The following is a 26,245-nucleotide window of genomic DNA, read 5'->3' on the forward strand; positions in this document are numbered from 1 at the left end:
CCCGCGCTCGGTCGGGGAAGGCGAGCGCGGGCTCTTGGTGCGGGCGCCTCTTGGTGGTCTCAATGGCAGCAGGTATTGCTGGCCCAGGCCACGCCGCCGCCGGACCGGTAGATCACGACGTTGCCGTCGTTCTGTACGGCGAGATTGGCGTAGTAATTCGACGAGCCGGCCGTGCCCGAGGCCCAGACGGGCTGGCCCGTGGACTTGTAGATCACGAGGTTGCCGTCCTCCTGCATGATGGCGCGGTCGCCGCCCTTGCCGTTCGTGCCGGAGGCCCAGAGCGGCGAGCCGCCCTGGTAAAGCACGAGGTTGCCGTCGCCCTGGAACTTGAGCTGGAAGCGGCCGTCACACGACCAGACCGATTGCTCCGCCCCGAGCCCCTGGCCGGAAGAAAGCCAGCCGCAGCCCGACGGCGACGCATACGCGGCGTAACGCGACCAGATGCCCGCGCGATCGTCGTCCGCGAGCGAGGTGTCGTTGCCGGTGTAATACGCATACATGGTCGCGGCCGAGTCGGTCGAATGGCCGAGGCCGAGGGCGTGACCGACCTCGTGCAGGGCGACGGTCTCGAGGTAGGCCGAGGACCAGCCCTCCGCGTCGTCGAAATGCACGTCGCCTCCGAGGCCGCCGCCCGGCGAATAGGCGTGGGCGAGGACGCCGGACGAGCCGTCGAATGCACTGCTGCAGCCATGGCTGCCCGTGTAGAACCCGAACGAGATGTTCTCGCCCGAGCTCACCTCGGAGAAGCTCAAGGACGAGGAGGATCGCCACGAGAAGAGCGCGTTCTCGATCGCGGAGCGAACGGAGGCCTGGGCGAAGTCCGAGGTGTAATTCGCGAACCGATAGGTCAGCGCCGTGGACGACCAGGTCCCGCCGAAGTGCGTGTAGGGGTCGATGTCGAGGGTCGGCACGACGCTCGGCGGATCGTAATAATCGGGGTGGCTGCAGCGCGGCATCTGCATGATTCGCTGCGTCGCGGCGTCGACGACGCCGGTCACGGGCAGGCCGTGCTGGGCCTGGTAGAGGCGCACGCCCTCTTCGAGGGCCTCGTCGAAGAGCTCCGGATCGGCCGGCTCGCGTGAGACGGCGGGCGTCCAGTCGGCGTAATGCTCGGCGAGCTCCTCGTTCTGGTAATACCCATAGCGACGCAGATACTCGTACACGCCGCGCACCTCCGCGCCCCGCGCGCCGAGCCCGAGGCCCGCGGCGCTCTCGGCATCCACGGAAGCCTCGTCGCCGAGCGTCGAGACGTCGTCGCCCGCGCATCCCACGAGGGTCGTCGAGGCGGCCAGGGCGAGAGGCGCGAGAAACAGTGCGAAGCGGGAGTCGAAAAGGTTCGTCGAGGCCATGGGATTGATTCTCCGTATGCGAGGGATGAAAGCCCCTATCGCAACGGACATGCCACCTCGGCGGGGCGCGGGGCCCTTGGGGCGATCCTGTCGAAAGGAATGGTGTTTTCGGGGACGGGACGGGGGGCGCGAGGGCGGGGCGTGTCGAGGGTTGGAGGTGCCAGCCTCCAGGCATGGAGGTGGGAACCGCCAACGCGCGCCCGGCGGACGGGCATGGCGCCGGGGCGGATACGCTTGCCGGAGGAGCGCTCGGTCCGAGGGGAGATCCGTGCACACGGCACCTCGTGGCTCGAGGATTGCTGCGCGGGACGCGGAATCGCGAGCCAAGCGCTCGCGCGCAGCCATTGGGGGCAATCATGAGGAAGCTGATGATGGGAGCGGCGGCTGCGCTGCTTCTCGCGGCATGTGAGACGGAGCAAGGTGGAGGGAAGGCGCTCGGGACCGACCGCAGCCCACAAGGGGCCGGGCAACAGGGCACCGAGCAGCAACAAGGCGCGGGGCAACAAGGCGCCGGGCAACAACAACAAGGCGCCGGGCAACAACAACAAGGCGCCGGACAACAACAAGGCTCCGAATACCCGCGAGGCCCCGAGGACCAGGTGAGGCCCGATCAAGGCCAAGGAACCGGGCAGCAAGGGGCCGGGCAGCAGGGCGGTCAGCAGCAGCAAGGCGGCCAGCAGCAAGGTGGGCAGTGGCAAGGTGGCCAGCAGCAAGGCGGCCAGCAGCAAGGCGGCCAGCAGCAGCGGCCTGGGCAGCAGGGCGGCGGCACGCAGGGAGGTGGAACGCGCTGATGGCCTGGAACAAGACAAGCGCGGGTGAGCCAGGGACGAAGGAGCCGCCCCCCGGAGGGGAGCTGCCGTCCATGCCCGGGAAGAGCAATCTTCCCGCGAGCGACGCTTCGATCCCGCTGCGCCCGAGCAATACCGAGCCTGTCCCACCCCGTCCCGGCGGCGGTCCCGAGCGGGCACGAGAAGGCGAGCACGATCCTACGTTGCCCGCTGCGCCGGATCCGTCGACGGTGCCGTCGCCGTCACGATCGAGCGGGTGAGAGGCGAGCTCTCGAGGCGCTTTTCGGATCCCCGCCGGACCTTTCCTCCGTTCCCCTCCAGGTGCGTCGATCGCCGCAAAATCGCGCGTCTGGGCGTCGATAGGGCCAGCTCACGCGGTGTCGCCAACGAGACCGAGGCGCCGAGGACGCGGCCGAGCCCGAGGTCGCCGCGCCCAACGGCTGAATTCCCCCACCCCCGACACCAGGAGGCTTTTGCCGGAGCAAAAGCCTCCCGGCCTTTGTTACTGGCACTCGCCGAAGTCCATGTAGTCGGGGATGTTGTACGAGAAGCAGGACTTCCCACCGGAGCAGGGGTGTGCGTCGTCGCAATACGCGAGGCAGCGTTTGTTGTTGTCACCCGCGGAAAACTCGACGCCGCACCGGGCATTCACGCCGCAATCGGCGTCCCACAGGCAGATCTCGCCGACGGGCACGGGGCCGGCGTGGCCGCACGCGAAGCCGCCGGCGCCGGAGATGTCCACGATTCCGTCGTTCGTGAGGGAGTTGCGGTCGCGACACGTCGAGCCCGCCTCGCAACCATTGCTGAAGGGTGTACAGGTCGGGATGCAGACACCGGCCAGGGGCGAACCGGTCCAGTAGGCGAGGCACAGCTCGCCCGCGTCGCAATCACTCGCCTTGGCGCAGTACTCCCGGCAGGCGAAGTTGTTCGGCGCCTTGGCGTCGTCGGTGCAGAGCAGGCCCGGGGCGCAGTTGTCTTCGCCGAAGGCGGTCCGCGTACACGCAGCGCCCTCCGCGACGGCGCCGCCCACGGCCTCGCACACCGAGAAGTAGGTCTTCTTTTCCCCCGCGGGGTCGACCAGCGTGCATTCGCTGCCGGCGCCGCAGTTCTGTCCCACGAGGTCGCAGCAGGCGCTCGTGGCGCTGGCCGGGAGGGCCTGCTCGGGGAGCGCCATGGCGCAGGTCGTGCCCGTCGTGGTGACGGTGCAATTCAGCGCCAGATTGCCGTTCTCGAGCTTGGCGGTGCATTCGTAGGGAGACTTCGTGGAGAGGTGGGAGAGCTCGCCCGAGAAGGTCGCGACATCCCCGTCCACGGTGCCGGTCATCACGCCCATGTTGGTGGAGACGGTGAGTGTGCAGTCGTTTTGCGCGACGCATGCGCTCTTGAGCAGCCCCCCCATGGGGCACGGGGCCGGCTCCGTCACGACGTAGGTGCCGTTGAAATTGGCGCAGGCCGGGCCACCGCCGCCCGTACCACCGGAACCACCGGAGCCGCCCGCGCCACCGGAACCACCGGAGCCGCCCGCGCCACCGGAACCACCGGAGCCGCCGACGCCGCCGACGCCGCCAGCGCCGCCGGAGCCGCCAGCGCCGCCGCTGCCGCCGTTGTTGGTCTCCGTGCAGCCAAAGGCCACGAGGGATGTGAGGAGAAGACTGGCGAGAAGAACGCGATTGCGAGATTGCATGTTGTCGATGAGCTCCGAGGTTTGCCCCGCCGTCGGCACCTAGGGCCGACCCTGGGGCGTCGTGCGGCGTGCCCTTGGCAAGCTCCGCACCACCGCGGAATCACAGCAACTTTTCGTCGGGAGCCATCGCGGAAACGTAAGGATCGGGCGGCTCGGCAGGGGAACGGGGGCGTCCCCGGAATCTCCAATGCTTGCGCCAACCTGCGCCGGAGGATGTGCCGGACGGACAGGCCCGTCGTGGCATGTGTCGAGCCCACCCCAGCCGCCCGCCGAAGCAGGTCATGCCGGCCAGCGTTCCCCGATTAGAACCGACCCAACACCACGATTCCCCGCTGCTCCCCGCTCAGGAGGGGTGCAATGGAGACCTGCGGCTGCGTCGGGCTCGAATGCGGCTCGGGATTGATCCACGCGAGCACCAATCCAAGAAAGACCCCCGCCGCGCCCACGCCGAGCGCCGTGGTCGCGATCCGCCCGTCGACCGTCGCCTTGTCGCGGAGCGCATATCCCTCCGCGTCGCACTTGTCCGGATCCGACGTGAGGCAATGCTGCTTCGTCGCCGCATTCGCCTCGTCCGAGCGCGCCGCATACACCGCGCCCGCCACGATCCCACCGATGCCCGCACCCACGACGAACGACGCCGCAATGCGGGGACCGGTCCAGAACGGCGTCGGCGGGGGTTCCGGCGGCGCTGCCGGGGGTTCGGCCCAGGCGATCGCGGGGAGCAGGAGCGTGACCAGGAAAAAGGGCAGGGACCGCATGTCAGAGATCGAAGAGCTCGTCGTCCTGGCCCGCGTCTTCCTCGGCGAGGAGGGCCTCCGCGTGCTTGGCGACCGATTCGAAGAATTTTTGCTCGGGGGATTTCGGGGGCAATCGAGCAGCGGCTTCCCGGGCCTGCGAGCGGAGGAGCGTTTCGCTGCGCTCTGCCCGGGCGCCCGAGCGCGGTCGCGCCTGGCCCGTGACGACCGAGAAGAGCGCGCTCCGGACCCGCTCGAAGCAGCCCTCGCCGGTCGTGTGCGCGCGCCGGAGGAGCGTCGCGACGAGCTCGAGGTGCGCGAAGAGGAAGGTGGGCGGCGCCTCTTCGAGGAGCGCGGAGATCGCTTCGAGCTCGCTCTCGCCGCCGTCCTGCACCCACTCGGAGAGGACCTCGACCGTCGGTAACGCAAACGAGCGCGAGGCGTCGTGGAAGAGGCGCGCGGCATGGAAGCGGACCCAGCCAATGCGGGCCCGCGCGAGGTGGCGGACACGGCGCAGGAGCGGGAGCCACTCCGGCGAGCGCGCGAGGCCCGTGAGGATCGCAGACAAGCCCTCGGGCGGGAGCGGCTCGTACTCCTCGGCGCCCGCGACGATGCCGGACGCGGCGCGCGCGATGCGCTCGATGAAGAGGCCCGTGACGTCCTCGGGCATGCGCTTGCCGGCGTGGTGGAGGAAGCGCATCGTGGAGTGGCCGTCGAGGCTGCGGGCCGCGCCGAGGCGCGTGAGGAAGAGGATGATCTCCTCCTCGGAGAGCGCGCCTTCGGAGAAGAGGCCGCCCGCGTCGAGGGCGCCGAAGAGGGCCTCGGCGACCTCGGGGCCCTCGGAGAGGTCCACGCCGACCGCGAGCTCGACCGCGTCGCGTGGAGAGGACTTGGCCAGCGTGCGGAGCGCGCCGAGCGCCGCGCGTCGGACGAAGCCGTCGCGGTGCCCGAGGAGGTGCCGGAGCGCTTCGCGATCGCCCGGCAGGGGCTTTTCGACCCAGCGATGGAAGACCTGCGCGAGCGAGGCGCAAAGCGTGGCGTTGCCGCCCCCGACGATGCTGCCGACGAGGGCCTCGGCGCGCTCGGGCGAGGCTTCGCGGAGCGCGTGGAGCAAGGAGGCGACGTGCGGGCCGAGTGGGCTCTCGGGCGCGCCCATGACGGCCTCGCAAATGGTCACCGCCGCCGCCGGGTGCTTGCGGGAGAGGACGTGCAGGAGGAGCCGCGGCGAGCCGGATTTGCCCGCGAGCGCGAGGGCTTCGAGCGCCGCGCCGAGCCCCTCGGCCGTCTGCGCAGGCGCGCGGCCCTCGGCGAGCATCTCGTCGACGACGGCGCGACAGGCGTCCGCCGAGCGGCGCTCCGTGCCACGATCGATCTCGCCCGAGCCCGGGATCTCGCTCGGCGGCATGTCGATCAAGCCGCGCTGCGCGGGTGAGCGTTGCGTGAGGGCCTCGTAGAGCCTGCGCTCCGTCGAGGTCGGGACGTTGCCGAGGGCCGTCTCGGCCGCGGCGCGGACGTCCGGAGAGCTCGCACGCCGGGCCGCGCGGCGAAGCGCGTCGGCGACGGCGAAATGGACGAGCGGGTCGCCGGAGTTCGACGCGGCGGCGCCGAGCATCGCGAGGATCTCGAGCCGCTCCTCGTCGCGCCACCCAGGCTCCATCCGCTCGCCGAGCGAAGAACCACCGGAGCCGTCGGAGAGGACACGCTCGAGGCCGTTGACCCCCGAGAGAGCCGCGCGTCGTTTCGGCGATTGCGCGCAGCCGGAGAGCGCGGCGAGGGCTTGCTTCCGCAGGGCGCGGCGGCGCTCGTCGGAGGGGCCGGCGAAGGCGGCGCCCTCGGAGAGGAAGGTGTCGATCACGTCGAGCGGTGAGTGCTTGTGATCGTGCGCGTCGTCCGCGACGAGCCATCGATCGACGGCGTCGAGCAAGGACTCGTGGACGCCGGCAGGGCGCGCCGACGAGCGCGAGGCGAGCTCGCGGAGGACACGCATGGGGTGATCGGGGTGCGGGCTCTGGAGACGGAGATCGTCGCGGCCGAGCTCCCAGAGGAGGTCGGCGGCGCGGGGCAAGTGCGCGAGGTGCAGGCCCACGCGGCGCAGGATCGCGGGGAGCTCGTAGAGGACGGACACGGCGGAGAAGAGGGCGCTGGGGCCCCGCGCGGCCTCGGTCTGCGCAGGAGAACGGAGGACCGCCGCGGCGAGGTCGAGCATCGCGGCGGGATGATCCGAGGAGAGCTCACGCAGGCCGGCGAGGAGGCGGCATCGATCCGCCGCCGAGGCCGCGTCGATGCCCGCGCGGACGTGGCGGAAGAGGGCGGTCGTGATCTCGTCGGAAGCGCCGCTCGGGAGGGAGGGGCCGTCGAGCTCGCCGGCGTTGCGGATGAGCGGGACGATGGCGTGGGCGCCGAAGCGCTCTTCCAGCGCGCGCACGCGATCGTCGAGCGAGCCCGCGAGGCTGCCCGCGGTCAAGGGGCCGACGAGCGCGCGGTAGAGCGCGTGATCCGAGAGCGCGCCGGGGACGACACGCGCGCCGTGTGGGCCCCGATCGACGACGCCCGCGGCTTCGAGCGCGCGGAGCGCCGACACGAGATCACGACGGCGACACCCGAGCAGATCCCCCGCGCCCTGAAGGAAGCGCTCGTCCGAGGTGCGCACCGGCGCGAGGAGCGCGACGAGCGCGAGCACGCCGGCGAGGAGTTTTGGATCCCCCGCGGCGGAGGAGCGGAGCAGGAGCAGCTCGTGGCCCCGATCGAGCGCGCATGCCGCGAGCTCGCCCTTGCCGAGCAAGACGGGATGAATGGCCTCTTCCCGCACGAGCCGGCCGGCCAGCGCGATCACGAAGGGATGCCCCTCGGCGTGCTTGGCGAGGGCGGCAGCGAACTCGCCGGGCGCATCGCCGAGCACATGCTGCGCGGCCGCTTCCGCCTCGCTCGGCGAGAGCGCGCCGAGCTCGGGCAGGATGCGCACCAGGTCCGACGAGAGCCCGACCTGCGCGAGGAGCGCCGAGAGGCGCGGCAGGCCCGCGGGGCGCGTCGTCAGCACGAAGCGCACGTCGCGGCGATCGATCGCCATGGGCAGGAGCATCGCGGGCGCGGCTTTGCGGCCCGCGTCGTCGATCACGATCAGGCACGGGCCGGGCGGCAGGCGTGTCGGGGTCGGCGCGCTGGTGATGTCGGTCGCGAAGCGCAGCATGGTGCCGACCCGCTGCGCGGCGAGGGCGTCGGCGAGCGCGGAGAGCAGGCTCGTCTTGCCGGAGCCGGAGCGCCCGGGGAGCACGGCGACGCGCGCCGGGCCGCGTGCGCTTGCGAAGTCGACGAGGGCCGCGAGGATTTCGGCGCGCCCGCCGAAGGGCAGCGCTTCCTGGAAGGGGCGGCCTGCGGCGAGCGCGCCGCCTTCGAACTCGCTCGGGCCAAAGAGCGCCACACCGTGCTCGATGTGGGCGTCCGGAGGAGTGGGGAAGCCGAGGGTCGTCTCCATGGAGTATCGAGCGCGCCGCGGGGCGAGCGCGCAAAGCCTACCACGGGGGGCGCCTCGCCCGGCGAGGGTTTGGAGGCGATTCAGCTCCCGAGACAAAACTCTCGGGGGGAGAGGGGGGGCCTCACCCCCGCGACCGTTCCCCGCTGGGCCGTGAGCCGGACAGACAACATCCGCGCTCTTTGTCTTTTGTCTTGCCCGACCCGTTCGTCCTCCTGATAGATGGGCCACAGCTCATCGCAGGAGGGGTTTCCAGATGAGGCGAGGGGATTACCTCGTCGCGGCGCTCGTCGTCGCGGCGCCGGGCGTCGTGTTGCCTGGGTGTTTGGGGTCGTTCGGGGAGGACGAAGGGCACGGCCGTATTTGCGCATCGCCTGTGGCAGGCGGCGAGTATTGCGTCTCGTCGAGCGAGGGGCCCGCGAGCGCGTGGAACCAAGCGGCGGCGCATGGATCTCGGCCCATCCAGATGTGGGCCGAGCGGCCAGAGGGGATGACCCTCGACACGCTGGTGACGAGCCCGCGCGATATGAATCGGTGGCTCGGGGATATCGATCAGGCCCTCGGGTATGTGCGCGACGAGGAGCGGTGCGCGGAGTCCTACAAAGCAAGCATGGCGCCGGGGCCGCTGAGGAACGCGCTCGGGTCGGCGCGAATCCGGCAAAATGAAATCCTCGCGGAAGAGCCGATTGACGCTGTGGGGGGGTTCAAGGAGGCCCTCGCGTCAAAGGGCGCAGCCGAGAAGGACCCGCTCGTCGCGGAGATCGCCGCGGATAAGCTTTCGATGGGCGCCGTGCAGGGCGTGCTCGATCAAGTGTCGCTCGATGTCGGGCCGCTGTCGGCGGCCTATGCGGATCTCGCAGCGGACTTCGCGGCATATCGGAAGACGGAGTCCGGGGAGCTTACTACGTACACGAAGCTCGCGGCGAAGGCGTCGACGGCGACCGTGACCGAGCTCGACGCGATCGAGACGGCGATCCTCGAAGCGGCGCATGACGCGAGCGCGGGGCCGCAGGAAATGGCCCTCCGGGCGATGAAGCTCTCTGCGGAAATCACCCAATTCGAGGTCACGTCGCAGGAGGCGCTCGCGCCGCACGCGGATTTCATGGTCACGCATGGCGCGCAGAGCCCGGACATGACCTCCGGGGCGCAGCGCTCGATCCACGCGATGCTCGGGTATGTCGATCGGCGTATTGCCAGGAGCGACCGGGCGGCGATGTCGCTCCTGTTCGGGATCACGATGCGGAGGCAAGCGCTGCAATTGCTCGACGAAAGCCAATCCGTGCGGGACACGGTGGCGGAGGTGAAGATCGCGAAGGCGGAGGCGACCTTCAAAGAGAGCGCGGAGGCGCAGGTGCTCGCGGTCGAGCAGGCGCCGCCCCTGGGCGTGAAGCTATCGCTGCCTTACCTGGCGAAGCGGTATGACGAGGTCACGGCCTTCTTGCAGATGCGCCCGCTCTGCGAGCTGCCTTCATCATCTTGGCGCGAGGCCGGCTGCGCGGAGATGCGTCCGCATTTCAAGACGGCGGCGACGTACCGCGCGACGACGTTGCCGGGGCTCATCCAGACCGGGCTCTCGACGATGAAAGCGCAAGGGGTAGGAGGCGCGTTGCTCGATGCGGCGGCGGCAAAGCTTGCAGCGGGCGATGTGAAGGGGGCTGCCGTTTTGCATGATGCCGCTTTGCACGGCGCGGAGGGGGCATGAACCGTTTGCTTGTTTTCTGGATGGTCGTGCTCGTGCTGATCACGCCTGCGCATGCGCGGGCAGGCACGCCGTACAGCGTTCACTGGGAGATGCTCCAGGAGAGCAACTCTTGCGAGGATGCTCGGCTCAACGTCCCCGGCGGTGCCTATTTCCACGCGAACCGGATGCCGCTCGCGACCTTCGAGGTTCCGGGGGCCTACGTTTCGATTCCGAACGGCCCGAAGAGCAACGTGGCGGAGGCCCCGTTCGACTCCGTGCTCCTCCGCATGGGCACGAACGAATTCACCTTCGGCACCCAGAACGCCATGGGCAACGATACCTGCGTTCACCAGCAGAACTTCGTGACCCTCGTCTCAATCCCGCTCGGGATCCAAAAGCCGCTGTTCAACATCCGGCGTGACGGGACGGCCTTCAGCGGCAGTACGCAGGTCGGTCTCTCGCTTTCGGAGATCAATCCGCCCCTCGCGCGAGACATCGCGAACCTGGAGGTCGAGATCGCGGCGGAGCGGAAATGGCTCATCGAGCACGCATCCGAGGCCGCGAACCTCGCGGAGCGGCTCGACCTACTCCAGCAGCTCGATACGGAGCTGCACGATCTCGTGTCGCGACCGCTCGACGAGATCAGCGAGGTGGATCTCGACGCGATTCTGGAGCGGTATGGAGACGTGGTCGACGAGGCTACGCGGGCCGCGCTGGAGCAGCTTCTCGCCGATCTGAAGAAGAGCGTCCAGGATTTGAAGGACGAGCTCGCGAGCCTGCTCGAGCATTTCGGCGCGCAGGCGGACGCGGTGGCGGATCTCGTGACGGGCGAGGCGCGGGCGGGCGGGTTTTCGCCGGACGATCCGTTCGAGTATTCGCTGACGTCGTCGGAGGTGCCGTGGGTCGAGGTGCCCGACGTCTCGGGGTCGGCGGGGGCGTTCGAGCCGGGGAAGGATCCTTATGCGGCGTATGCGGACGCGGTGATCGAGGCGCTGTCGCAGGACGTGCAGGGCGGCAAGGTGATCCTGCGCGGGGACTTCGTGACGAACGTCCGGGCGTGGCGGTCGAATACGGCGGCGATCGAGAAGGCGTTGGCCGCGCGGGTGAGTGTTTCCCAGGCGGAGACGAGCGCGTTCTTGCAGGCGCAGATCCGCGTCACGGATTTCGTGCGGCAGTACATGGATGCGTCGGATTGGTTTCTGGATTCGCCGATCCCCGCGGATGTCCGGGCGCAGGTGGATGGCGTCTTGAAGAATGCTTTCGCCGACATGGCGGAGCAGATGAAGGAGAGCCTCAATGTGTGGGAGGCGATCGTGCTCGGGCCGGAGCAGGGTTCCTTCATCGAGACGGTGCGGGCATTCGCGGGGGCGATGTCGTTCGTCGAGGAAGGGGCGGCGGCGTATGCGGAGGTGATGCAGACGCTGGTGCATGCATCGTCGCGGATTGCGATTGGGTTCGTGCCGCATGCGGGGCCGGCGCTCGACCTCTGCGAGGCGGTGACGGGCAAGTTGTTCTGTTTGCCCGGGGGGAAGGATCTGTCCACGGAGGAGCGGATCTTCTCGGGGGTGGGGTTCGGGTTCGGGCAGATCACGAAGGCTTGGGCGGGGATCAAGGCGGCCGGGGTCAAGCCGGGGGCGAAGATTGTCGCGGCTGGCGTGCTGAACCTCGGGGAGGAGTTTGCCCAGGCGCTCCGGGCGAGTAAGATCAACGAGTACAAGAACCTCGCGACGCGGGGTTCCGTGTCGACCGGTCTGATCAACGACTTTGAGAAGAAGGCCGGTCTCTACTTGATGAAGGACAAGGGACACCAGATGCTAGGCGTGGGGGACGATGGGGTGCGAGACGTACTGAAGATCCCGAAGAACTCCAAGCCTTATAGCAAAGACGGGCTGGCCCCAGACTTCGTGTCGGTGACCAAAGAAAAAAGGCTGGTGTTGAGCGAGGCTAAAGGGGTCGTATCCGTGGACGGTGCGGTGGACGCGAAACACGCCGTTGATCAGTTGGAGAACGCCATGAAGAAGGTGTCGGAGTACAACTTGGCTCACGACGTGGAACGGGTCCAGATCATCAAGCCATCAGGCGCGAAGCTCAAGGATAACTTCAGTGTGAAGGATGGCTACTTGCGGAATGGTGACGGGCAGACCGTCACCATGCCCGGCAGGCCGAACCTCTTCGTTCGAGTGGTGGAGATATGAGCGAGGTGGCGTTTCACGCATGGTGCGAGGAGTCTGCCAAGGTGGACGCCTTCATTGCGGCAGTCCTTGCGCTCATGGGGGCGGATGCGTATTGCCGCCCGGAGCCACCGACGCCAGGTCGTCCCCGCTGGACCGGCTGGGATGATGTCCCTGTAGCGGAGGTCGTGGAGATCCTTCGGGAGAAGTTCACTCGAAAATCGGCAGCGTTGCTGTGGGGTACGGGGCGCGGCGCGTCGGGCGAGCAGTTTTGGCTGCGCATGCAGTGTCACGGGGTTGACTACAACGTCGGGAGGTGGAAACCCGAGGTGCTCCTGGGTGGAGACTGGCAAGATTTCCCATCCCCCGAAGAGATGCGTTGCTTCGAGTTCGTCCTCCCAGACGGGGAGCGTTCGCCGGCTGCCGAGGCCGCGTACGTCGCCATGTACCATCAACGGATGTGCGAACACGCCCTCCTCTGCGTGTGCTCGCCGGACGAGAGCAAACGCGTGACAACCGGGGGCATCTCCTCCGGACGCTGGTATGCCCCCCTGGAGATCGCTGGGACGTACCACCTCGATGGTAACGTTGCCCGTGATCTCGTGCTTTCGTGGATGTACATCCATGAAGGTGAACGAATCGAGTACATCGCGGGGCTCCCCATGGATGCGCTCGCGGCGCGCATCGAGGCGACGCCTAAGGGGACGCGCATCGGCATCGCGACCAACGCCAAGCATCGGGGCGAGCATATCGTCCTAGACATGGAAGCGACGAACACGAAGCTCGGTTGGCCCCTGCATCCGGGGGCAGTTCGTCGCGGGGCGCGGAAGAGGCTGCCGACGGACGTTGAGCTGAGCCGCGAAGAGGTCCTCGCGGCGCTCCAGCTGCCGCCGGTCGTGCTCCTGGAAGCGCTGGAGGCTTCAGCGGTCCCCGATCAGGACTGGCGCGACGCGGAAGCCATTGCGCGCGCGATGACCGAAGCCAAAGAAAAAGGCGGGGCTACGAGCGAGATTTATTGGCCCGACGGGACGCACGTGCAGTTCCTCAAGCACCATGCGCCTTATCACGTCCGCAGGCTGCCGAATGGGGGCGTCCTCCTCGCGACCCACCCTTACCGCACGCTCTGGCAACTCTGGGCAGATGCGCTGAATCTGCTGGGGATCCGGAGGTAGAGGAACAGAGCCGCAGGATCGGTTGGAAGAATCACACAGCAGAGCACGAAAGGCCCGTCCACCCCTCGCCCTCGTCCTCACCCATGACCCCAAGGCCCCCCAAACCCCTCGCGCCCCTCATGCCGGATGACCCGCGTGCCCCCCGAACCCCTCGCGCCCCTCATGCCGGATGACCCGCGTGACCTCTTCCCCCGCCGTCCCCCTCCTCCCCGATGAACCCCACGCGGCCCCAACCCCCCGAGCGCGTCCTCGCCCATCACCGACAGGCACCCTTCCGATGTGCTCCCGCTCATATCCCTTGACGGCTCCGACCTCCCGACCCGATCCTGCGCTCCTCATGCGAAACCTGACCCTCGGCGACCTCGATATCGGCCTGCGCGATCTCCTCACCGACCGCAAGCCGAACCTCACGCTGCTCGTTTGCAGCCAGGTCTACCTCCCTCAGATCCTGATCCAATATGCCGCCATCGAGGCCCTCGCGCCGGCCCTCGCGGGCCGCGCGCTCGCCGACGAGCTCGCCGAGGCCGATTCCCTTCACGACGGCTTCGGCGGCGCCCTCTGGGATTATACCGAGGCCCTCCTCCACGCGCCCGACGTCTCCGAGGCGACCCGCGCCGCCGCCAGGCGCATCCGCGAGGCATTGCTGCCGAGACGCAGCCTCCTCGCCGATTCTTATGCCGAAGAAGCCGCCGCCGCGAAAAAGAACCGACCCAAGCTCGCCGACCTCGAGCCCGATCTGCAATCGCTCCCGCTGCCGGATGGCAAGACGCTCCATGACTGGGCCACAGGGTTCGTCGGCGCGGGCGATACGATCGGAAAGCTCCTCTCCGCGCGCGCTTCCGCGGAGGCGGACGCCCAGAACGACGGGAAGAACAACCAGCTCCGCAAATCGACGATCAAGCTCCTCCATCGGTTCCGCGAAGCCGCGCGCGACGAAATCGAGCTCCACGCGAGCCTGCCGCGCGACCTCGAAAGCCGGGTGTTCGGGCTCTTCGACGAGCTCTCCGCGCGGCGCGCCAAAAGGAAGACTGGCGGAGAAGAGCCCCCGAAGGGACAAGGCGGAACGGGCTGAGCGCCCGAACACCGTGGCATGAGCCTCGCTGCCGTGGCGCCGCGGCCTGGCAAAAGGTAAAAGTAAGCTGCCATGAGCAAGCGCCCGCCTTCCCCCACGGATCGCTCCTTCCGCGACGCGTTCCGGCGTTTTTCCGGTCGCGTGCGGCGGCGGCTCGCGCTCGAACGGATGCTTTCGGGCGCGGCGATCGGCCTCGTGCTCGGCGCAGGCGCGGCCGCGGCGGCTTGGCAGACGCGGCACGGGGCGTTCCGGCCGTGGATGGCCGCGGGCGGCGCGCTCGGCGCGGCGGCCGGCGCGATCGTGGCCCGCCGGAGGCGCTGGCGGGATGAAGACGTCGCGCTGTACCTGGACGGGCGCCTCGGCGGCAAGGAGTCGATCTCCACGGCGATCGAGCTCGACCGCGAGGACGAGCGCGACGATCCGGCGCGCGCGGTCGTGCTCTCGCAAGCCACGACGGTGCTCGAAAAGGCCAACCCGAAGGATGCGCGCCCGCGGTTCGTTCGGGCGCATCACCTCGCGATTCCGCTCGGGCTCGCGGCGATCGGCTACATGTCGCTGCTCCCGCTGCCCGCGCTCCCGCCGCCGCCCGCGCCGCCGCCGGGCGCCGAGCAGGTCAAGCTCGCGGACATCAAGGGGCTCGACAAGATCATCGACCTCGCGAACGCGAACGCGCGCGACGACGCCCAGAGGAAGCGCCTCGACAAGATCGCCGAGGACGCGAAGAAGCTGCGCGAAAAACTCCGGGAGGGCATGGAGAAGCGCGAGGCGCAGGCCGAGATCGGAAAGCTCAAGGACGCGATCACGGCCGAGCGGCTCTCGCTCGGCGACGGCGAGCAGCGTCAGGGCTTGGAGAGCGCGCTCGGCAAGCTCGCGGAGAACCCCGACCTCAAGGACGCGGCGAAGGCGCTCGGCGATCGTGATCTCGTCTCGTTCGACGACGCGATGGAGAACCTCGCGAACAAGCTCGAAAAAGAGGACCGCGATCGCGCGAAGAAGACACTCGAAGAGGCCGCCGAGGCCGCGCGCAAGCAAAACGCGCCGGACGTGGCGAAGGCGCTCGAGGAGCAGAAGAAGCGCCTCGAAGAGATGGCCAAGAAGAACGAGAAGCTGAAGGAGCTCGGCAAGGCCCTCGGCGAGGGGTTGTCCGAGGACGCGAAGGAAGCGCTGAAGGATCTCGACAGCGGCAAGGCCGGCGGCAAGGAGCAGCAGAAGCTCGCGGAGAAGCTCGAAGAGGCGCTGGGCAAGCTCACGCCCGAGGAGCGCAAGCGGCTCGCCGAGAACATGAAGAAGCGCGCCGCCGAGATGAACGGCGAAGAGGCGCCGGGCGAGGGGCCGAGCAAGGAGCAACTGCAAGAGCTCGCCGAGGAGCTCGAATCCGAGGAGGGCCAGAAGCGGCTCGCCGAGGAGCTCAAGAAGATGGCCGAGCCCGAGCCCGAGGGCAGCGAAGAGGGCGAGCGGCAGAAGCGGCTGGAGGACGCGCAGAAGGGCCTGGGCGAGGCCGAGGGGCAACTCGGCGCGCCGATGCCGGTGCCCGTGCCGGGGCAAGGGCCGGGGAACAAGCCCGGGAACAAGGCCGGCGAGAAGCCCGGCGGGAACAACGGGAGCCCCGGATCCGGCGGCAAGGACGAGGGGCAGCCGTTCGCCGGTCACAGCGAGGGCGGCGGGCCGGGCGATCACAAGGGCCAGACCGGCGTGGTCGACGGTCCCGGCATGAAGGCCCGCGCAACCGGCCCGATCAACAAGGGCAAGCCCATGCCGGGGCTCGTCATGGGACGGACTTCGGGGCGAGCGGGTGAATCGGCGAACATCCAGGGGACGGGCGCGCTCGGGCAGGCCGCGGCAGGGGAGCTCGGGGCGATCGAGCGGAGCGACGTGCCCGAGGAGTACCGCGAGCAGGTCGGGCGCTATTTCCAGCCCAAGTAACGGCAGAGCGCGAGTACGCTGCGCGCTGGCATGACGACGACGGGCGACTTTCAAAAAAGGCTCGAGCGGGCCCGCGAGGCGAGCGCGCGCCTCAAGGACGCGATCGGGCAGGTGATCGTGGGCCAGGGCGAGGTCGTGGAGCAGGCGCTCTGGGGCCTCGTGGCCGGCGGGCACGTGCTGCTCGAAGGCGCGCCCGGGCTCGGCAAGACGCTGCTCGTGCGCACGATCGCGAGCTGTCTCGACCTGAAGTTCTCGCGCATCCAGTTCACGCCCGACCTCATGCCGAGCGACGTGACGGGCACGAACATCCTCGTGACGTCGGCCGACGGATCGAGGCACTTCGCCCTGCACAAGGGGCCGATCTTCGGCCAGGTCGTGCTCGCGGACGAGATCAACCGCGCGACGCCGAAGACGCAGAGCTCGCTGCTCGAAGCGATGCAGGAGCACGCGTGCACGATCGGCGGCGTGCGGCACGCGATGGAAGAGCCGTTCTTCGTGCTCGCCACGGAGAACCCGATCGAGATGGAAGGGACGTACCCGCTGCCGGAAGCGCAGCTCGATCGATTTCTGCTCAAGGTGATCGTGCCGAGCCCGACCGAGGACGAGATGACCGAGATCCTCGCGCGCACGACGGGACAACCGAAGGACGCGCCGCCGCGCGTGCTCGATCGCGACGAGGTGCTCGCGATCCGCTCAGCATGCCGCGACGTCGCCGTGGCCGAGCCGATCATGCGCTTCGCCTCGCGCCTCGTCCGCGCGAGTGATCCGACGACACAAGGCGCGCCCGATCTCGTGCGGCGCGCGATCCGCTACGGCGCGGGCGTGCGCGGCGCGCAGTCGCTCGTGCTCGCGGCCAAGGCCGTGAGCGTGCTCGAAGGCCGCGCGCACGTCTCGTTCGGCGACGTGCAGCGCGTCGCCAAGCCCGTCCTGCGCCACCGCCTGATCCGATCCTTCGAGGGCGAGGCCGACGGGATCACGACCGATCAGGTGGTCGACGCGCTCGTCGAGAGCGTGCCCGCCCGGCCGGAGAACGTGGAGCAGGCGATCCGTCGATGAGGCTCCGCGCGCTCTCTCTGGTCCCGATCCTCGCGCTCGCGCCGGTCGCGACGCACGCCGAGCCCGCGCCGACGATCGCCGCGACGTCCATCGCAGAGGTGCCCCCGCCGGGGCGTGCGAACGTGTCCTTCGAGGTCGCGCCGCTGCTCGGCTCGACCTCGCCGACGCCCGCGGGCTGGAGCGGGTTCCTCGTGCGGGTGCAGAACAACGAGGCGAAGCCGCTGCGCGGCGAGGTCGAGGTTCTGAGCCGGCTGCACTCGGACCAGATGCGCTTTCGCGCGACGGCGCCGTTCGTCGTCGGCGCGGGGACGAGCGTGGTCGTCCGGCTGCCGACGCACGGAGCCGTGTACGGCGAGACCAACGTCGTCGCACGGGACGACGCGGGCGTGGTGCTCGGCAGCCACACGGCGGCCGTGACGAACATGCAGGAGGTCTTCCTGCTCGACGTGAGCGAGACGTCGCGGCTCAAAGGCGCGCTCCATGACGCCTCGATCTCGCCGCTGTTCTCGCCGTGGGGCGGCTACGGCGCGTACGGCACGGGGCCGCAGCTCAAGGTGGGCGCGCCGCGCTTCGATCCGGCGACGGGTGATCCGATCCTGCCCGATCGCGCCGCGCTCTACGCGCCCGCCTCCGCCGTGCTTTTGCGCTCGGACACGCTCGTGAAGATCGGCGCGGCCGAGCTCGAAGCGCTGAGCGGATACGTCCTCGCCGGCGGCACGCTCGCGGTCGCGCTCGCGCGCCCCGAGGACCTCCGGAGCCCCCTCCTCGCCGCGTTCGCGGGCGGCGAGATCGCGCAGACGTCGGTGCACTCCGAGACGCTGCGGGAGCTCGTCCTGCCTTCGGCGCCCTCGAACGCCACGAAGTCGATCCCCTTCGCCGAAGCGGCGAACGAGGAGGTCGCAAAGACGCTCGTCGGCTTCTCCGGCGGCAACCTGCACGGGAGCCGCTACGGGGCCTCGGCAACGTACGGACTCGGCGAGTTTCACCTGCTCGCCTTTGATCCCACGCGCAAGCCCGCGGTCGACGACCCTTGGGCACAGGCGCGCGTGCTCGATCTCACGCGCAGGGCCTTCGATCGGAAGAGTTCGATCGTCTACCGCCAGGGCGGCTCGCCCGGCACCGTGGATCTCGATCGCGTGCGGCAGGAGCTCGATCCGAACGAGAGCTCGCGCTGGGGGATCGCGGTCGCCGCGCTCCTGCTCATCGTCTACGCGGTCCTCGCGGGACCGGTGAACTTCACGATGCACGGGAGCAAGGGCAAACCCCTGCGCGCGCTCGTGTGGCTGCCGATCCTCTCGGCGATCGCGTTCTTCGCGGTCGTGCTCATCGGCCTCGCCGCGAAGGGCCTCTCGGGTCGGTCGCGCCACCTCACGCTCGTCGAGGCAGGCGCGGGCATGACGAAGGGCACGGCGCGGCGGTGGCGTGGCTTCTTCACGCCGCGATCGAAGGATCTCACCGTTCGCACGAGCGACGGGTCGAGCGTGGTCACCACCGCGGTCGTGGCCGCGCCCGCGACGATCGACGATCACATGCTCGTCGATCGCGACGGCGCGCGCCTCGTCGATCTCGCGCTCTTGCCCTGGCAAACCGTGGTCGTCCGCGAGGACGGGTTCGCCGATGTCGGCGAGGGGATCTCGATCGTGCGCGAGGGCGAGAAGGACACGGCCGTGACGAACCGGAGCGGCCACGATCTGCGGGCCGCGGTGCTCGTCTTGCCGGGCCTAGAGCCGCGGTATTTCCCGATGATCAAGGACGGCGAGCGGGTGCTCGCGAGCGCGGGCAAGGACGTGAAGGCGTCGCCCCAAGGGACGACCTGGGTCCGGCAGATCGGCGGCACGCGGCGCGCGGGATCGTTGGATCTTCATCCGCTCGCCGGGCACTACCTGGGCACCTTGATCAACGCCGACGCGCCCGGGCTCGGCGAGGCGTGGCTCGCCGTCGAGGGCAGCTCGGGCGGGCTCGTGGACTGGTTCCCCGAGGACGTGCCGGTGCTTCTCGGTCAGCTCGACGGCGGTGAGGGCAAGACCTCGGATGCGGGCCTCAAGCTCGAACGGGATCGGCTGCTCGTGCGGGTCGTCGGATACGGAGGTCGGCCGTGAGCGAGCCCGTCGCAACGCCCGAGACCTGGGAGCGATCACCCGCGACCGCGGTCGAGCCGCCTGCGCTCGTCACGCCCGCGCCGCCGACGATCCGCGTGCGCCACCTCTGGCACCGCTTCGCGAACCGCGACGTCCTGCGCGACGTGACCTTCGACGTCGGCGCGGGCGAGATCTTCGGCTTCATCGGGCCGAACGGCGCCGGAAAAACCACGACGATCCGCGTGATGGCCACGCTGCTCGAGCCGATGGCCGGGCGCGTGGAGATCGACGGGATCGACGTCACGCTCGACCCCGACGCCGTGCGCAAGGTGATCGGCTACATGCCGGATCACGCGGGCGTCTACGATCGCATCACGGTGCGCGAGTACCTCGAGTTCTTCGCGGACTCGTTCCGCGTGCCCTCGATCAGCGTGGTCGACGCGGTCCTCGAGCTGACGGACCTCGGCAAGCTGCAGGATCGGCTCGTCGCCGAGATGTCGAAGGGCATGAAGCAACGGCTTCAGCTCGCGCGCATCCTCCTGCACGACCCGAAGGTGCTCATCCTCGACGAACCGGCGAGTGATCTCGATCCGCGCGCCCGCATCGAGATCCGTGATCTCTTGCTGGAGCTGCGTGGCCTCGGCAAGACGATCTTCCTCTCGTCGCACATCCTCACGGAGCTCAGCGACGTCTGCACCTCGATCGGCATCCTCGAGCGCGGCCGTCTCGTCGTCGCAGGTCCCATCCACGAGATCTCGGCGCGGCTCGAAGCGATCCGCGCGGCCGAGGCGCACGGTCACGCGCCGCCGCCGCGGTACGTGCCGCCGGGCGTGCGCGCGCTCGTGCCCGCGCAAGGCGCGCCCGCTTCGCCCGTGATGGCAGGCGCGCCGCAGCACGCACCCGCGATCAGCGCCCCCGTGCCCGCGATGGATCCGAGCGCACCCGTGGCCCCGCCGCAGCCGCACGTGCCGGCGCCGATCCCGCCCACGCCAAACGTTCGTCGGGTGAAACTGCGTGTCCTCGGCAATCCCGAGGCGGCCGCGTACTTCCTGCGCGGCGGGCCCGGGATCGTCGAGGTCAGCGTCATCGGGGGCGTCGTGCACGTGGGCTACCAGGGCACGGAGACGAAGATCGCGGAGATGGTGACCCACCTCGTGCACCGCAACATCGGCATCGTGGGCGTGGAGCCGGAGAGGAACGAGCTCGAGCGCATCTTCCTCGAGGTCACGCGCGGAGACGTCCAATGAGCGCGCAGACCGGAACCGCAACGGCCGCGGGCACCTCGCGCCTGCGCCGCCTGCTCGACGATCCGAACCCCATCTGGATCCGCGAGCTCCGCCAGTCCGCGCGGCTCGTCCGCACACCGATCATCCTCTGCGTGCTGTCGATCCTGGCCACGCTGGCGATCGCCTCGATCGGCGGCCTCGTCTCGATCAACGAGAGCCCAGCGACCACGGGGTACGTCCTCTTCCAGGTCTTCTTCTCGCTCGCGTACTTCGTGGTCACGTTCGTCGGGCCCGCGGTCGCGGCGAACGCGATCGCCTCGGAGCGCGAGGGGCGCACCTGGGAAGCCGTGATCCTCACGGGCCTGCGCCCCGAGGTGATCGCGCGCGGAAAGTTCCTCGCCGCGTACACGTCGATCAGCATGTACGTGGTGATGCTCGCGCCCGTCGGCGCGCTGCCGTTCCTGTTCGGCGGCGTCACCGCGACGGAGACGATCGTCGCGTTCGGCTTCTTGTTCCTCATCGCGGGCCTCGCGGTCGCCTTCGGGCTCGCGGTGAGCTCGAAGATGAACAGCCTGCGCGCCGCGCTCGTGGTCACGTTGATCTGCGCGGTGATCGTCTCGCTCAACGTCTACGGCTGGCTCGGTGTGGGGCTTTCGATCCCCGCGCATCACGCCTGGTCGGGCGTGCCGGACGGCCCGCCGATCTGGCTGCCGACGGCGTACGCGCGTGCGCCCTTTGATCTCACGTACGTCCTCTGCTTGATCCTCCTTCCGATCGTGGCGACGGCGCTGCCTGCGTGGTTCCTCTACGAGGTCACGATTGCGAACCTCACGAGCATCACGGACGATCGCTCGACGGGCCTCAAGCGTTGGTTCCTCGTGTCCGCGCCGGTCTTCGCGCTCTGCACGGCTGCGCCGGTCGCCGCGGTCGACGCGTACGACGAGCTCGAGGCCGCGGTCGCGGGCATCTGCGTGCTGCTCGTCTTCCTGATGATCTCGGTCTACCTCTTCCTCGGCGACTCGCTCGGGCCCTCGCGGCGCGTGCGATTGCACTGGGATCGGCAGGGCGCGGGCCGGCTGCGGAGGCTGCTCGGGCCGGGCATCCTCGGCACATCGGTGATGCAGCTCGGCGGGGCCGCGGTTGCGTTTTTGATGCCGGTCGCGGCCGGGATCGTCGCGCTGATGAACAACGCGAGCCCCAAGCTGAAGATCCTGCAGATCCTCATCGTCGTGCTCTACGCGGGCTCGTTTTACCTGTTCTCCGTGGGGTTCGGCGCGTTTTTGCGGGCGCGGTCGAGCACCGCGCTGCTCTCGCGTGTCTTGCTCCTCGCGGTGCATTTCCTCGTCGCCGTGGGGCCGTGGATCGTCGCGGCGATCGCGGGCATCTTCGCGTCGCCCTCGGGTCGCAGCGCGCTCATCGTGGCCGCGCCGTCGCCGCTCTACGTTTTCGTCGCGCTCGGCGCGATGGAGACGAGCGGTGAGGAAATGCTCGTCGTGGCCTCGGTGGTCGCGTCGGCGGTGTGGGGCCTGCTCGGGATCATGTTCCTCACGCTCGCGCGGAGCCGCGTGATGCGCGTCATCGCCGCGCACGAGGCCGCGCTCGGCGAGAGCGATCGGATCCTCGCCGAGGAGGACGCCGCGGCGGTGCGCGTGATGGAGGACGCTGCGGCCGCGGCGGCAGCGCAACCGGCGGCCGCCGTGCCCCCGGCCGAGCCCGAGCCCGCGGTTGCGGGCTGAGCCAGGGCGCCGGACGGATCAAAGCTCACTGCAGAGGGGATCCCCGGGGGCGCATCCCTTTCGCGGCGGCGCGGAGCCCTGCGGGCGGGGCGCCAGGCCGGGGGTGAACTCCGCGAGCTCGAGCAGGTTCACGAAGCGGGCCCTGTGCCCGCCGGGATCCGTGCCGAGGTTTTTCTTGGCCATCGCCGCGATGTCCGCGACCGTCAGGTTCCCCTTGAATGGCGAATCTCGTAGCAGCAGGCCAAACGCCGCCACCGACGCGGCGAAGTAGAAATCCGTGCTCCCCCCCCGATGCCATTCGTCCCGGAGCGGCACTTCGATCTCCTGGCTCGTTTGTCCCGACATGTCCTTGTAATGGACCCGCAGCGTGAGCAGGTACGGCACGCGCGGCGCCTCCGAGCCCCCCGAGGTATCGGGCCTGGGTTCGAGCTCGTAGAGCGCGGTCACCCCTTGCCCGGCGTACAGATCGACCGGGCCTTTCCAGGCATCCAAAAACTCGCGCTCCGGTCCCGTCCGATCCTCGTTCCCGATCAGCCGGAACGACCGCACGTACAGCGGATCGAAATCGACCTCGACCCGCACGTCCCTCGCGATCGGCGTGCGCGTCCCCATGGCCTCGTCGACCAGCTCCTTGCGCGCGTCGTCCGGGCTCGTGATCTCCGCGAAGCTCCCCTTGCCCTCCTCGGCCAGGCGCTTCAAGGTTTGTCCGGCCGGACCATCCATCGGACCGAACCCGAGCGCCGACAGCGAAATGCCCGTAGCCGCCTTCTCGCGGACGAGCGCCGTGAGCCGGCCCTCCTCGGAATTCGCCACGAAATGGGCGTCCGTCGCCAGAAAGACCCGGTTCACGCCGCCCGCGACGAAATGCGCCTGCGCCTCCTTGAAGGCTCGCGCGAGGGAATCGCCGGAAGGGGCCGTCACGCTCGGCTCGAACTTGTCGATGGCGGTGAGGAGCCGAGGTTTGTCGTCGCCCGGCGTCGGCGGCAGATGAGGCTCCTCGGAGGGGTCTCCGTACGCGAGGAGCGTCAGCCGATCCCGCTCGTCGAGCCGCGAGACCAGCCTGCGCAGGGCGGCCTGGAGCAGCGGCAGTTTGTCCGGATCCTTGGCGAAGCCGGGCGATTTGTCGATCACGAAGACCAGGTTTGTCTGGGGGCGGATCGACGGATCGAACGGCGCTGTTTTCAGCGCGAGGCGCACGAGCCTGTGCGAACGGTTCCACGGCGCCGCGTCGACCTCGGCCCGGACGGCGAGCGGCGCGTCTCCGATCGGGGGCGGGTCTTCGTAGGGGAACGCATTGACGAGCTCGTCGACGCGCACCAGGCCCGGCGTCGGCCTGCGCGCGGCCTCGCGGATGTACCGCTCGACGAGCGAATACGAGGCCGTGTCCATGTCGAGTGGGAACGTCGAACGTGCGATGCTCGTCGTGTAGATGAACGGGTTCTCGTCGGCCCTCGGCTTCGATCGCGCGGTCAGCCTGCGGGGCTTCGGGATCCTCTCCGCAACCTCGCCACCCTGACGTGCCCGGTCCTCCTGGAGCATTCTCAGGATCTCTCGCCGCGTCGCCTCGTCGATCTTCGTGTCGTCTTTCGGGGGCGGCGCCGTCGTCTTTTCCTTCTCCTTCTGCGGAGCCTCGAACGCCGCCAAGTCTTTCATCGCTTGCTCCGCCGCGAGCAGGGTTTTTCGGCGTTGAACCATCACGCCGAGCGGAATCGCGACGAGCGCGACCGCGGCGGCCGCGAGCAACATCGGCTGGAGAAAACGCCTTCGGAGCGGCATCACCTTGGGGGTTTCCGTCTCGCGCGTGGCCTCCTCCAGCACCTTTCGTTGCTTTGCCGGAAGCGCCTTCGGCGCGCGCTCCGCGAGCCCTTCGCGCAGCATCTCCGCCGTCATCCGCAGGGCGTCGATCTCCGCGCGGATGTCCGGATCACCGTCGATCGCCGCCTCGATTTCGCGCGATTCGGCCTCGTCGAGCTCGCCGAGCACGTACGAAAGCAGGCGCGGATCGTCCTTCGAGAGCGTCATCGGGTCCTCCTCGCGGCTTCGCGGTCCTTCTTCTCCACCTGCTCGCGCAGCGCGCGCAGCGCCGTATGCAAGAGGAATCCCACGTTCGACACGCTCGTCCCGAGCACCTCCGCGATCTCCTGGTAGCTCAGGTCGCCGCTGAATTTGAGCAGGACCGCCTCGCGTTGTCGTTCCGGCAGGGTATCGAGCGCGCCGAGCACGCGGCGCATCGCCTCCCGGCGCTCGAGGGCCTCCGAGGGCCCGGGTTGATTGTCCGCCATGACCTCGTCCACCTCCGCCACGGGCTCGACCTGTCGTTTGTCGCGCCGAACATCGAGGGCCCGGTTCCGGCAGACCGTGAAGAGCCAGGCCCGAAGGTGCGGCTCCACGGCCGCTCGGTCCTGGTTGCACAAGCGCAGGAACGTGTCCTGCACCACGTCGGCCGCCTGGGCGGATCCCACGATCGCCGAGGCGTAACGGAGCAAAGGGGCCTCGTAGCGCGAGAGCGCGAGAAGGACCCAGTGGCTCGTCGGTTCGCTCGGCATGGGCGCGATCGGAAGTCGTTCTCTCGAAGAACGAGGGGGCGGGAGGTTTCTTAGAGAAAAAAGTACGGGGGCGGCGCGGCGTCTCGGGCGGCTTCTCGCCGGGTGCGGATCGGGGTAGGGGCCCAACATGTCCGACTCCTCCCCGGCCCGCCACGAGGCGGCCCGCAAGAAGCGCTCGGCGCTCTTGGCTTATGTGATCCTGGGCCTCCTCGTCGCGACCTTCGTCGTGCTCCGCGTGATGGTCAAGGTGTACAAGGTCCCGTCCGGGGCGATGGTACCCACGCTCGTGCCCGGCGACTACGTCTCCGCGCTGCGGGGCGGCGAGGTGCATCGCGGCGACGTGATCGTCTTCCCGTTCCCCGAGAACCCGGATCAGCTCTTCATGAAGCGGGTGATCGGGATGCCGGGGGACAGGATCGAGTTCGTGGACGGGCGGCCCATCATCAACGGCTTTCGTGTCCCGCAATGCCGCGTGGGCCGCTACGATTGGGAGGGGCGGACGTACGAGCTTTTCATCGAATGGCTCGACGAACACGCTTACGGCGTTCTGCTCGACGGGCCCGTCTTCGGGGAGACGTGCGAGAAGGACAGTGATTGCAGCGCGATGCAATCGTGCCGGGGCGGGATTTGCGGGACCGTGCAGGGGCCCTGGGTCGTGCCCGCGGGCGAGGCGTTCGTCATCGGCGACAACCGAATGAACAGCCACGACTCGCGGAGCTGGAAAGGTGGAATCGGACGCGGCATGCCGATCTCCACGGTCGTCGGGCGCGTGGCGATGATCATGCTCGGCGGTTTTTCCGGCCGGAGCGCGACGCCCGTGGACGGGCCGCCCATTCTCCCGGCGGGCGCGGCGTCGCTCGGGCCTGCGATGGAAAAGTGCTTGAAGGAAAAAACCGCCGCGACGCCGCCGCCGCCCGCGCGTTAACGCGCCCGCCGCCTTCGCGCCGCGGCGATCCCCGTGCCCACGGCGACCATGGCGAGCCCGAGCCACGGCGCGGCGCGGTCGCCGACCGCGCTGCACGCGCATCCCGTCACCGCGATGTCGTCGTCGCCGCTATCGCCATTCCCTGCGCCCGCGCCGCTCCCGGCGCCGCTGCCCGCGCCTGCGCCGCTGCCCGAGCCCGCGCCCGAGCCGCCGACGCAGACCTTGAGGGGTGAACATGTGCCGCCGAGCGGGCAGGCGCTGGCCGCGTCGCAGGCGCCGAGCACGTTGATCTCGAGCGGGGGCGCGCCGTCGCCGATCCACCCGCCCGAGCAGCCGATCTCCTCGATACAGAGCTCGGTTTCGACGCACGTCGCGCCGTCCTTGCAATCGACGTTGGTCTCGCAGAACAGGGGCGCGCACTGCGGGGGTCCGTGGCAGAACTCGCCCACGCTGCCCTCGGGGCAGTCGGACGGCGGATCCGAGAGGACGTCCGCGGACGCGGGGGCCGCAAAAAGCATCGCGGCGGCTGCAAAAAGGAAGAAGCGGGTGCGCATGAAGAAGCCTCCTCCGACGATGTCGTTCGCCGGTCTGCGGGATACGCTACCGCCACGGCGGGCCGCGGAAAAGGGGGAGAT

Annotated in this window: 18 protein-coding genes; 11 read left to right on the forward strand and 7 right to left on the reverse strand. The window is 69.3% G+C overall.

Features of this window, described 5'->3' with window-relative positions; genetic code table 11:
* Positions 1 to 59: 59 nt before the first annotated feature.
* The gene (locus KEG38_RS23270; protein WP_272421958.1) at positions 60 to 1,349 is read right to left on the reverse strand and encodes a matrixin family metalloprotease; all 1,290 of its coding nucleotides are present in this window, start codon (positions 1,347 to 1,349) and stop codon (positions 60 to 62) included.
* A gap of 356 nt (positions 1,350 to 1,705) precedes the next feature.
* Here KEG38_RS23270 and KEG38_RS23275 point away from each other — a divergent pair, with 356 nt between their 5' ends.
* Positions 1,706 to 2,140: a hypothetical protein gene (locus KEG38_RS23275; protein WP_272421959.1), complete on the forward strand. Its 435-nt coding sequence runs from the start codon at positions 1,706 to 1,708 to the stop codon at positions 2,138 to 2,140.
* 499 nt (positions 2,141 to 2,639) lie between these two features.
* Here the strand turns inward: KEG38_RS23275 and KEG38_RS23280 are convergent, their stop codons facing one another.
* The 3 genes from KEG38_RS23280 to KEG38_RS23290 form a co-directional block, all read right to left on the reverse strand.
* Positions 2,640 to 3,821 carry a hypothetical protein gene (locus tag KEG38_RS23280; RefSeq protein ID WP_272421960.1) on the reverse strand — a complete coding sequence of 394 codons (1,182 nt, stop codon included), beginning with the start codon at positions 3,819 to 3,821 and terminating at the stop codon, positions 2,640 to 2,642.
* A 302-nt stretch (positions 3,822 to 4,123) separates the two neighbouring features.
* Positions 4,124 to 4,579 (reverse strand): hypothetical protein, encoded by a 456-nt coding sequence (locus tag KEG38_RS23285; RefSeq protein ID WP_272421961.1) that lies wholly within the window; start codon positions 4,577 to 4,579, stop codon positions 4,124 to 4,126.
* A 1-nt stretch (position 4,580) separates the two neighbouring features.
* Positions 4,581 to 8,027, reverse strand: a complete 3,447-nt coding sequence (locus tag KEG38_RS23290) for a hypothetical protein (RefSeq protein ID WP_272421962.1) — start codon at positions 8,025 to 8,027, stop codon at positions 4,581 to 4,583.
* A gap of 253 nt (positions 8,028 to 8,280) precedes the next feature.
* Here KEG38_RS23290 and KEG38_RS23295 point away from each other — a divergent pair, with 253 nt between their 5' ends.
* The 9 genes from KEG38_RS23295 (at position 8,281) to KEG38_RS23335 (ending at position 22,139) form a co-directional block, all read left to right on the forward strand.
* Positions 8,281 to 9,726, forward strand: coding sequence for a hypothetical protein (locus tag KEG38_RS23295; RefSeq protein ID WP_272421964.1), 1,446 nt, complete (start codon positions 8,281 to 8,283; stop codon positions 9,724 to 9,726).
* Positions 9,723 to 11,900 carry a hypothetical protein gene (locus tag KEG38_RS23300; protein ID WP_272421965.1) on the forward strand — a complete coding sequence of 726 codons (2,178 nt, stop codon included), beginning with the start codon at positions 9,723 to 9,725 and terminating at the stop codon, positions 11,898 to 11,900. Before KEG38_RS23295 ends, KEG38_RS23300 begins: the two co-directional genes overlap by 4 nt.
* A gap of 434 nt (positions 11,901 to 12,334) precedes the next feature.
* Positions 12,335 to 13,048: a hypothetical protein gene (locus KEG38_RS23305; protein ID WP_272421966.1), complete on the forward strand. Its 714-nt coding sequence runs from the start codon at positions 12,335 to 12,337 to the stop codon at positions 13,046 to 13,048.
* A 337-nt stretch (positions 13,049 to 13,385) separates the two neighbouring features.
* Complete coding sequence (locus KEG38_RS23310) at positions 13,386 to 14,120, forward strand: hypothetical protein (RefSeq protein ID WP_272421967.1); 735 nt, start codon at positions 13,386 to 13,388, stop codon at positions 14,118 to 14,120.
* A 72-nt stretch (positions 14,121 to 14,192) separates the two neighbouring features.
* Complete coding sequence (locus KEG38_RS23315) at positions 14,193 to 16,043, forward strand: hypothetical protein (RefSeq protein WP_272421968.1); 1,851 nt, start codon at positions 14,193 to 14,195, stop codon at positions 16,041 to 16,043.
* Positions 16,044 to 16,073: 30 nt separating this feature from the next.
* Positions 16,074 to 17,099, forward strand: coding sequence for an AAA family ATPase (locus KEG38_RS23320; RefSeq protein WP_272421969.1), 1,026 nt, complete (start codon positions 16,074 to 16,076; stop codon positions 17,097 to 17,099).
* Positions 17,096 to 19,198, forward strand: coding sequence for a hypothetical protein (locus KEG38_RS23325; protein ID WP_272421970.1), 2,103 nt, complete (start codon positions 17,096 to 17,098; stop codon positions 19,196 to 19,198). The genes KEG38_RS23320 and KEG38_RS23325 overlap by 4 nt, the downstream gene beginning before the upstream one ends.
* Positions 19,195 to 20,424, forward strand: coding sequence for an ATP-binding cassette domain-containing protein (locus KEG38_RS23330; RefSeq protein ID WP_272421971.1), 1,230 nt, complete (start codon positions 19,195 to 19,197; stop codon positions 20,422 to 20,424). Before KEG38_RS23325 ends, KEG38_RS23330 begins: the two co-directional genes overlap by 4 nt.
* Entirely contained in the window at positions 20,421 to 22,139 is a 1,719-nt protein-coding gene (locus tag KEG38_RS23335; RefSeq protein ID WP_272421972.1) for an ABC transporter permease, read from the forward strand. Before KEG38_RS23330 ends, KEG38_RS23335 begins: the two co-directional genes overlap by 4 nt.
* Positions 22,140 to 22,157: 18 nt before the next feature.
* Here the strand turns inward: KEG38_RS23335 and KEG38_RS23340 are convergent, their stop codons facing one another.
* Together KEG38_RS23340 and KEG38_RS23345 are read right to left on the reverse strand one after the other, a co-directional pair.
* Positions 22,158 to 24,161 carry a YfbK domain-containing protein gene (locus tag KEG38_RS23340; protein WP_272421973.1) on the reverse strand — a complete coding sequence of 668 codons (2,004 nt, stop codon included), beginning with the start codon at positions 24,159 to 24,161 and terminating at the stop codon, positions 22,158 to 22,160.
* Positions 24,158 to 24,685 carry an RNA polymerase sigma factor gene (locus tag KEG38_RS23345; protein WP_272421975.1) on the reverse strand — a complete coding sequence of 176 codons (528 nt, stop codon included), beginning with the start codon at positions 24,683 to 24,685 and terminating at the stop codon, positions 24,158 to 24,160. The genes KEG38_RS23340 and KEG38_RS23345 overlap by 4 nt, the downstream gene beginning before the upstream one ends.
* A gap of 127 nt (positions 24,686 to 24,812) precedes the next feature.
* Between KEG38_RS23345 and lepB the strand changes: the two genes are divergently transcribed.
* Complete coding sequence (gene lepB, locus KEG38_RS23350; RefSeq protein WP_272421976.1) at positions 24,813 to 25,610, forward strand: signal peptidase I; 798 nt, start codon at positions 24,813 to 24,815, stop codon at positions 25,608 to 25,610.
* Here the strand turns inward: lepB and KEG38_RS23355 are convergent.
* The gene (locus tag KEG38_RS23355; protein WP_272421977.1) at positions 25,607 to 26,164 is read right to left on the reverse strand and encodes a hypothetical protein; all 558 of its coding nucleotides are present in this window, start codon (positions 26,162 to 26,164) and stop codon (positions 25,607 to 25,609) included. The two genes, lepB and KEG38_RS23355, sit on opposite strands and share 4 nt — an antisense overlap.
* Positions 26,165 to 26,245: the final 81 nt, after the last annotated feature.

This window comes from Polyangium jinanense (assembly GCF_028435265.1).
Classification (GTDB): domain Bacteria; phylum Myxococcota_A; class Polyangia; order Polyangiales; family Polyangiaceae; genus Polyangium; species Polyangium jinanense.

What these genes read in the sequence shown, in the direction of transcription:
- KEG38_RS23300 (WP_272421965.1), top strand. Translation starts at nt 9,723, where the DNA reads ATGAACCGTTTGCTTGTTTTCTGGATGGTCGTGCTCGTGCTGATCACG.
- KEG38_RS23355 (WP_272421977.1), bottom strand. Translation starts at nt 26,164, where the DNA reads ATGCGCACCCGCTTCTTCCTTTTTGCAGCCGCCGCGATGCTTTTTGCG.
- KEG38_RS23310 (WP_272421967.1), top strand. Translation starts at nt 13,386, where the DNA reads ATGCGAAACCTGACCCTCGGCGACCTCGATATCGGCCTGCGCGATCTC.
- KEG38_RS23315 (WP_272421968.1), top strand. Translation starts at nt 14,193, where the DNA reads ATGAGCAAGCGCCCGCCTTCCCCCACGGATCGCTCCTTCCGCGACGCG.
- KEG38_RS23270 (WP_272421958.1), bottom strand. Translation starts at nt 1,349, where the DNA reads ATGGCCTCGACGAACCTTTTCGACTCCCGCTTCGCACTGTTTCTCGCG.
- KEG38_RS23325 (WP_272421970.1), top strand. Translation starts at nt 17,096, where the DNA reads ATGAGGCTCCGCGCGCTCTCTCTGGTCCCGATCCTCGCGCTCGCGCCG.
- KEG38_RS23280 (WP_272421960.1), bottom strand. Translation starts at nt 3,821, where the DNA reads ATGCAATCTCGCAATCGCGTTCTTCTCGCCAGTCTTCTCCTCACATCC.
- KEG38_RS23340 (WP_272421973.1), bottom strand. Translation starts at nt 24,161, where the DNA reads ATGACGCTCTCGAAGGACGATCCGCGCCTGCTTTCGTACGTGCTCGGC.
- KEG38_RS23320 (WP_272421969.1), top strand. Translation starts at nt 16,074, where the DNA reads ATGACGACGACGGGCGACTTTCAAAAAAGGCTCGAGCGGGCCCGCGAG.
- KEG38_RS23335 (WP_272421972.1), top strand. Translation starts at nt 20,421, where the DNA reads ATGAGCGCGCAGACCGGAACCGCAACGGCCGCGGGCACCTCGCGCCTG.
- KEG38_RS23290 (WP_272421962.1), bottom strand. Translation starts at nt 8,027, where the DNA reads ATGGAGACGACCCTCGGCTTCCCCACTCCTCCGGACGCCCACATCGAG.
- KEG38_RS23285 (WP_272421961.1), bottom strand. Translation starts at nt 4,579, where the DNA reads ATGCGGTCCCTGCCCTTTTTCCTGGTCACGCTCCTGCTCCCCGCGATC.
- KEG38_RS23275 (WP_272421959.1), top strand. Translation starts at nt 1,706, where the DNA reads ATGAGGAAGCTGATGATGGGAGCGGCGGCTGCGCTGCTTCTCGCGGCA.
- KEG38_RS23305 (WP_272421966.1), top strand. Translation starts at nt 12,335, where the DNA reads ATGTGCGAACACGCCCTCCTCTGCGTGTGCTCGCCGGACGAGAGCAAA.
- lepB (WP_272421976.1), top strand. Translation starts at nt 24,813, where the DNA reads ATGTCCGACTCCTCCCCGGCCCGCCACGAGGCGGCCCGCAAGAAGCGC.
- KEG38_RS23345 (WP_272421975.1), bottom strand. Translation starts at nt 24,685, where the DNA reads ATGCCGAGCGAACCGACGAGCCACTGGGTCCTTCTCGCGCTCTCGCGC.
- KEG38_RS23295 (WP_272421964.1), top strand. Translation starts at nt 8,281, where the DNA reads ATGAGGCGAGGGGATTACCTCGTCGCGGCGCTCGTCGTCGCGGCGCCG.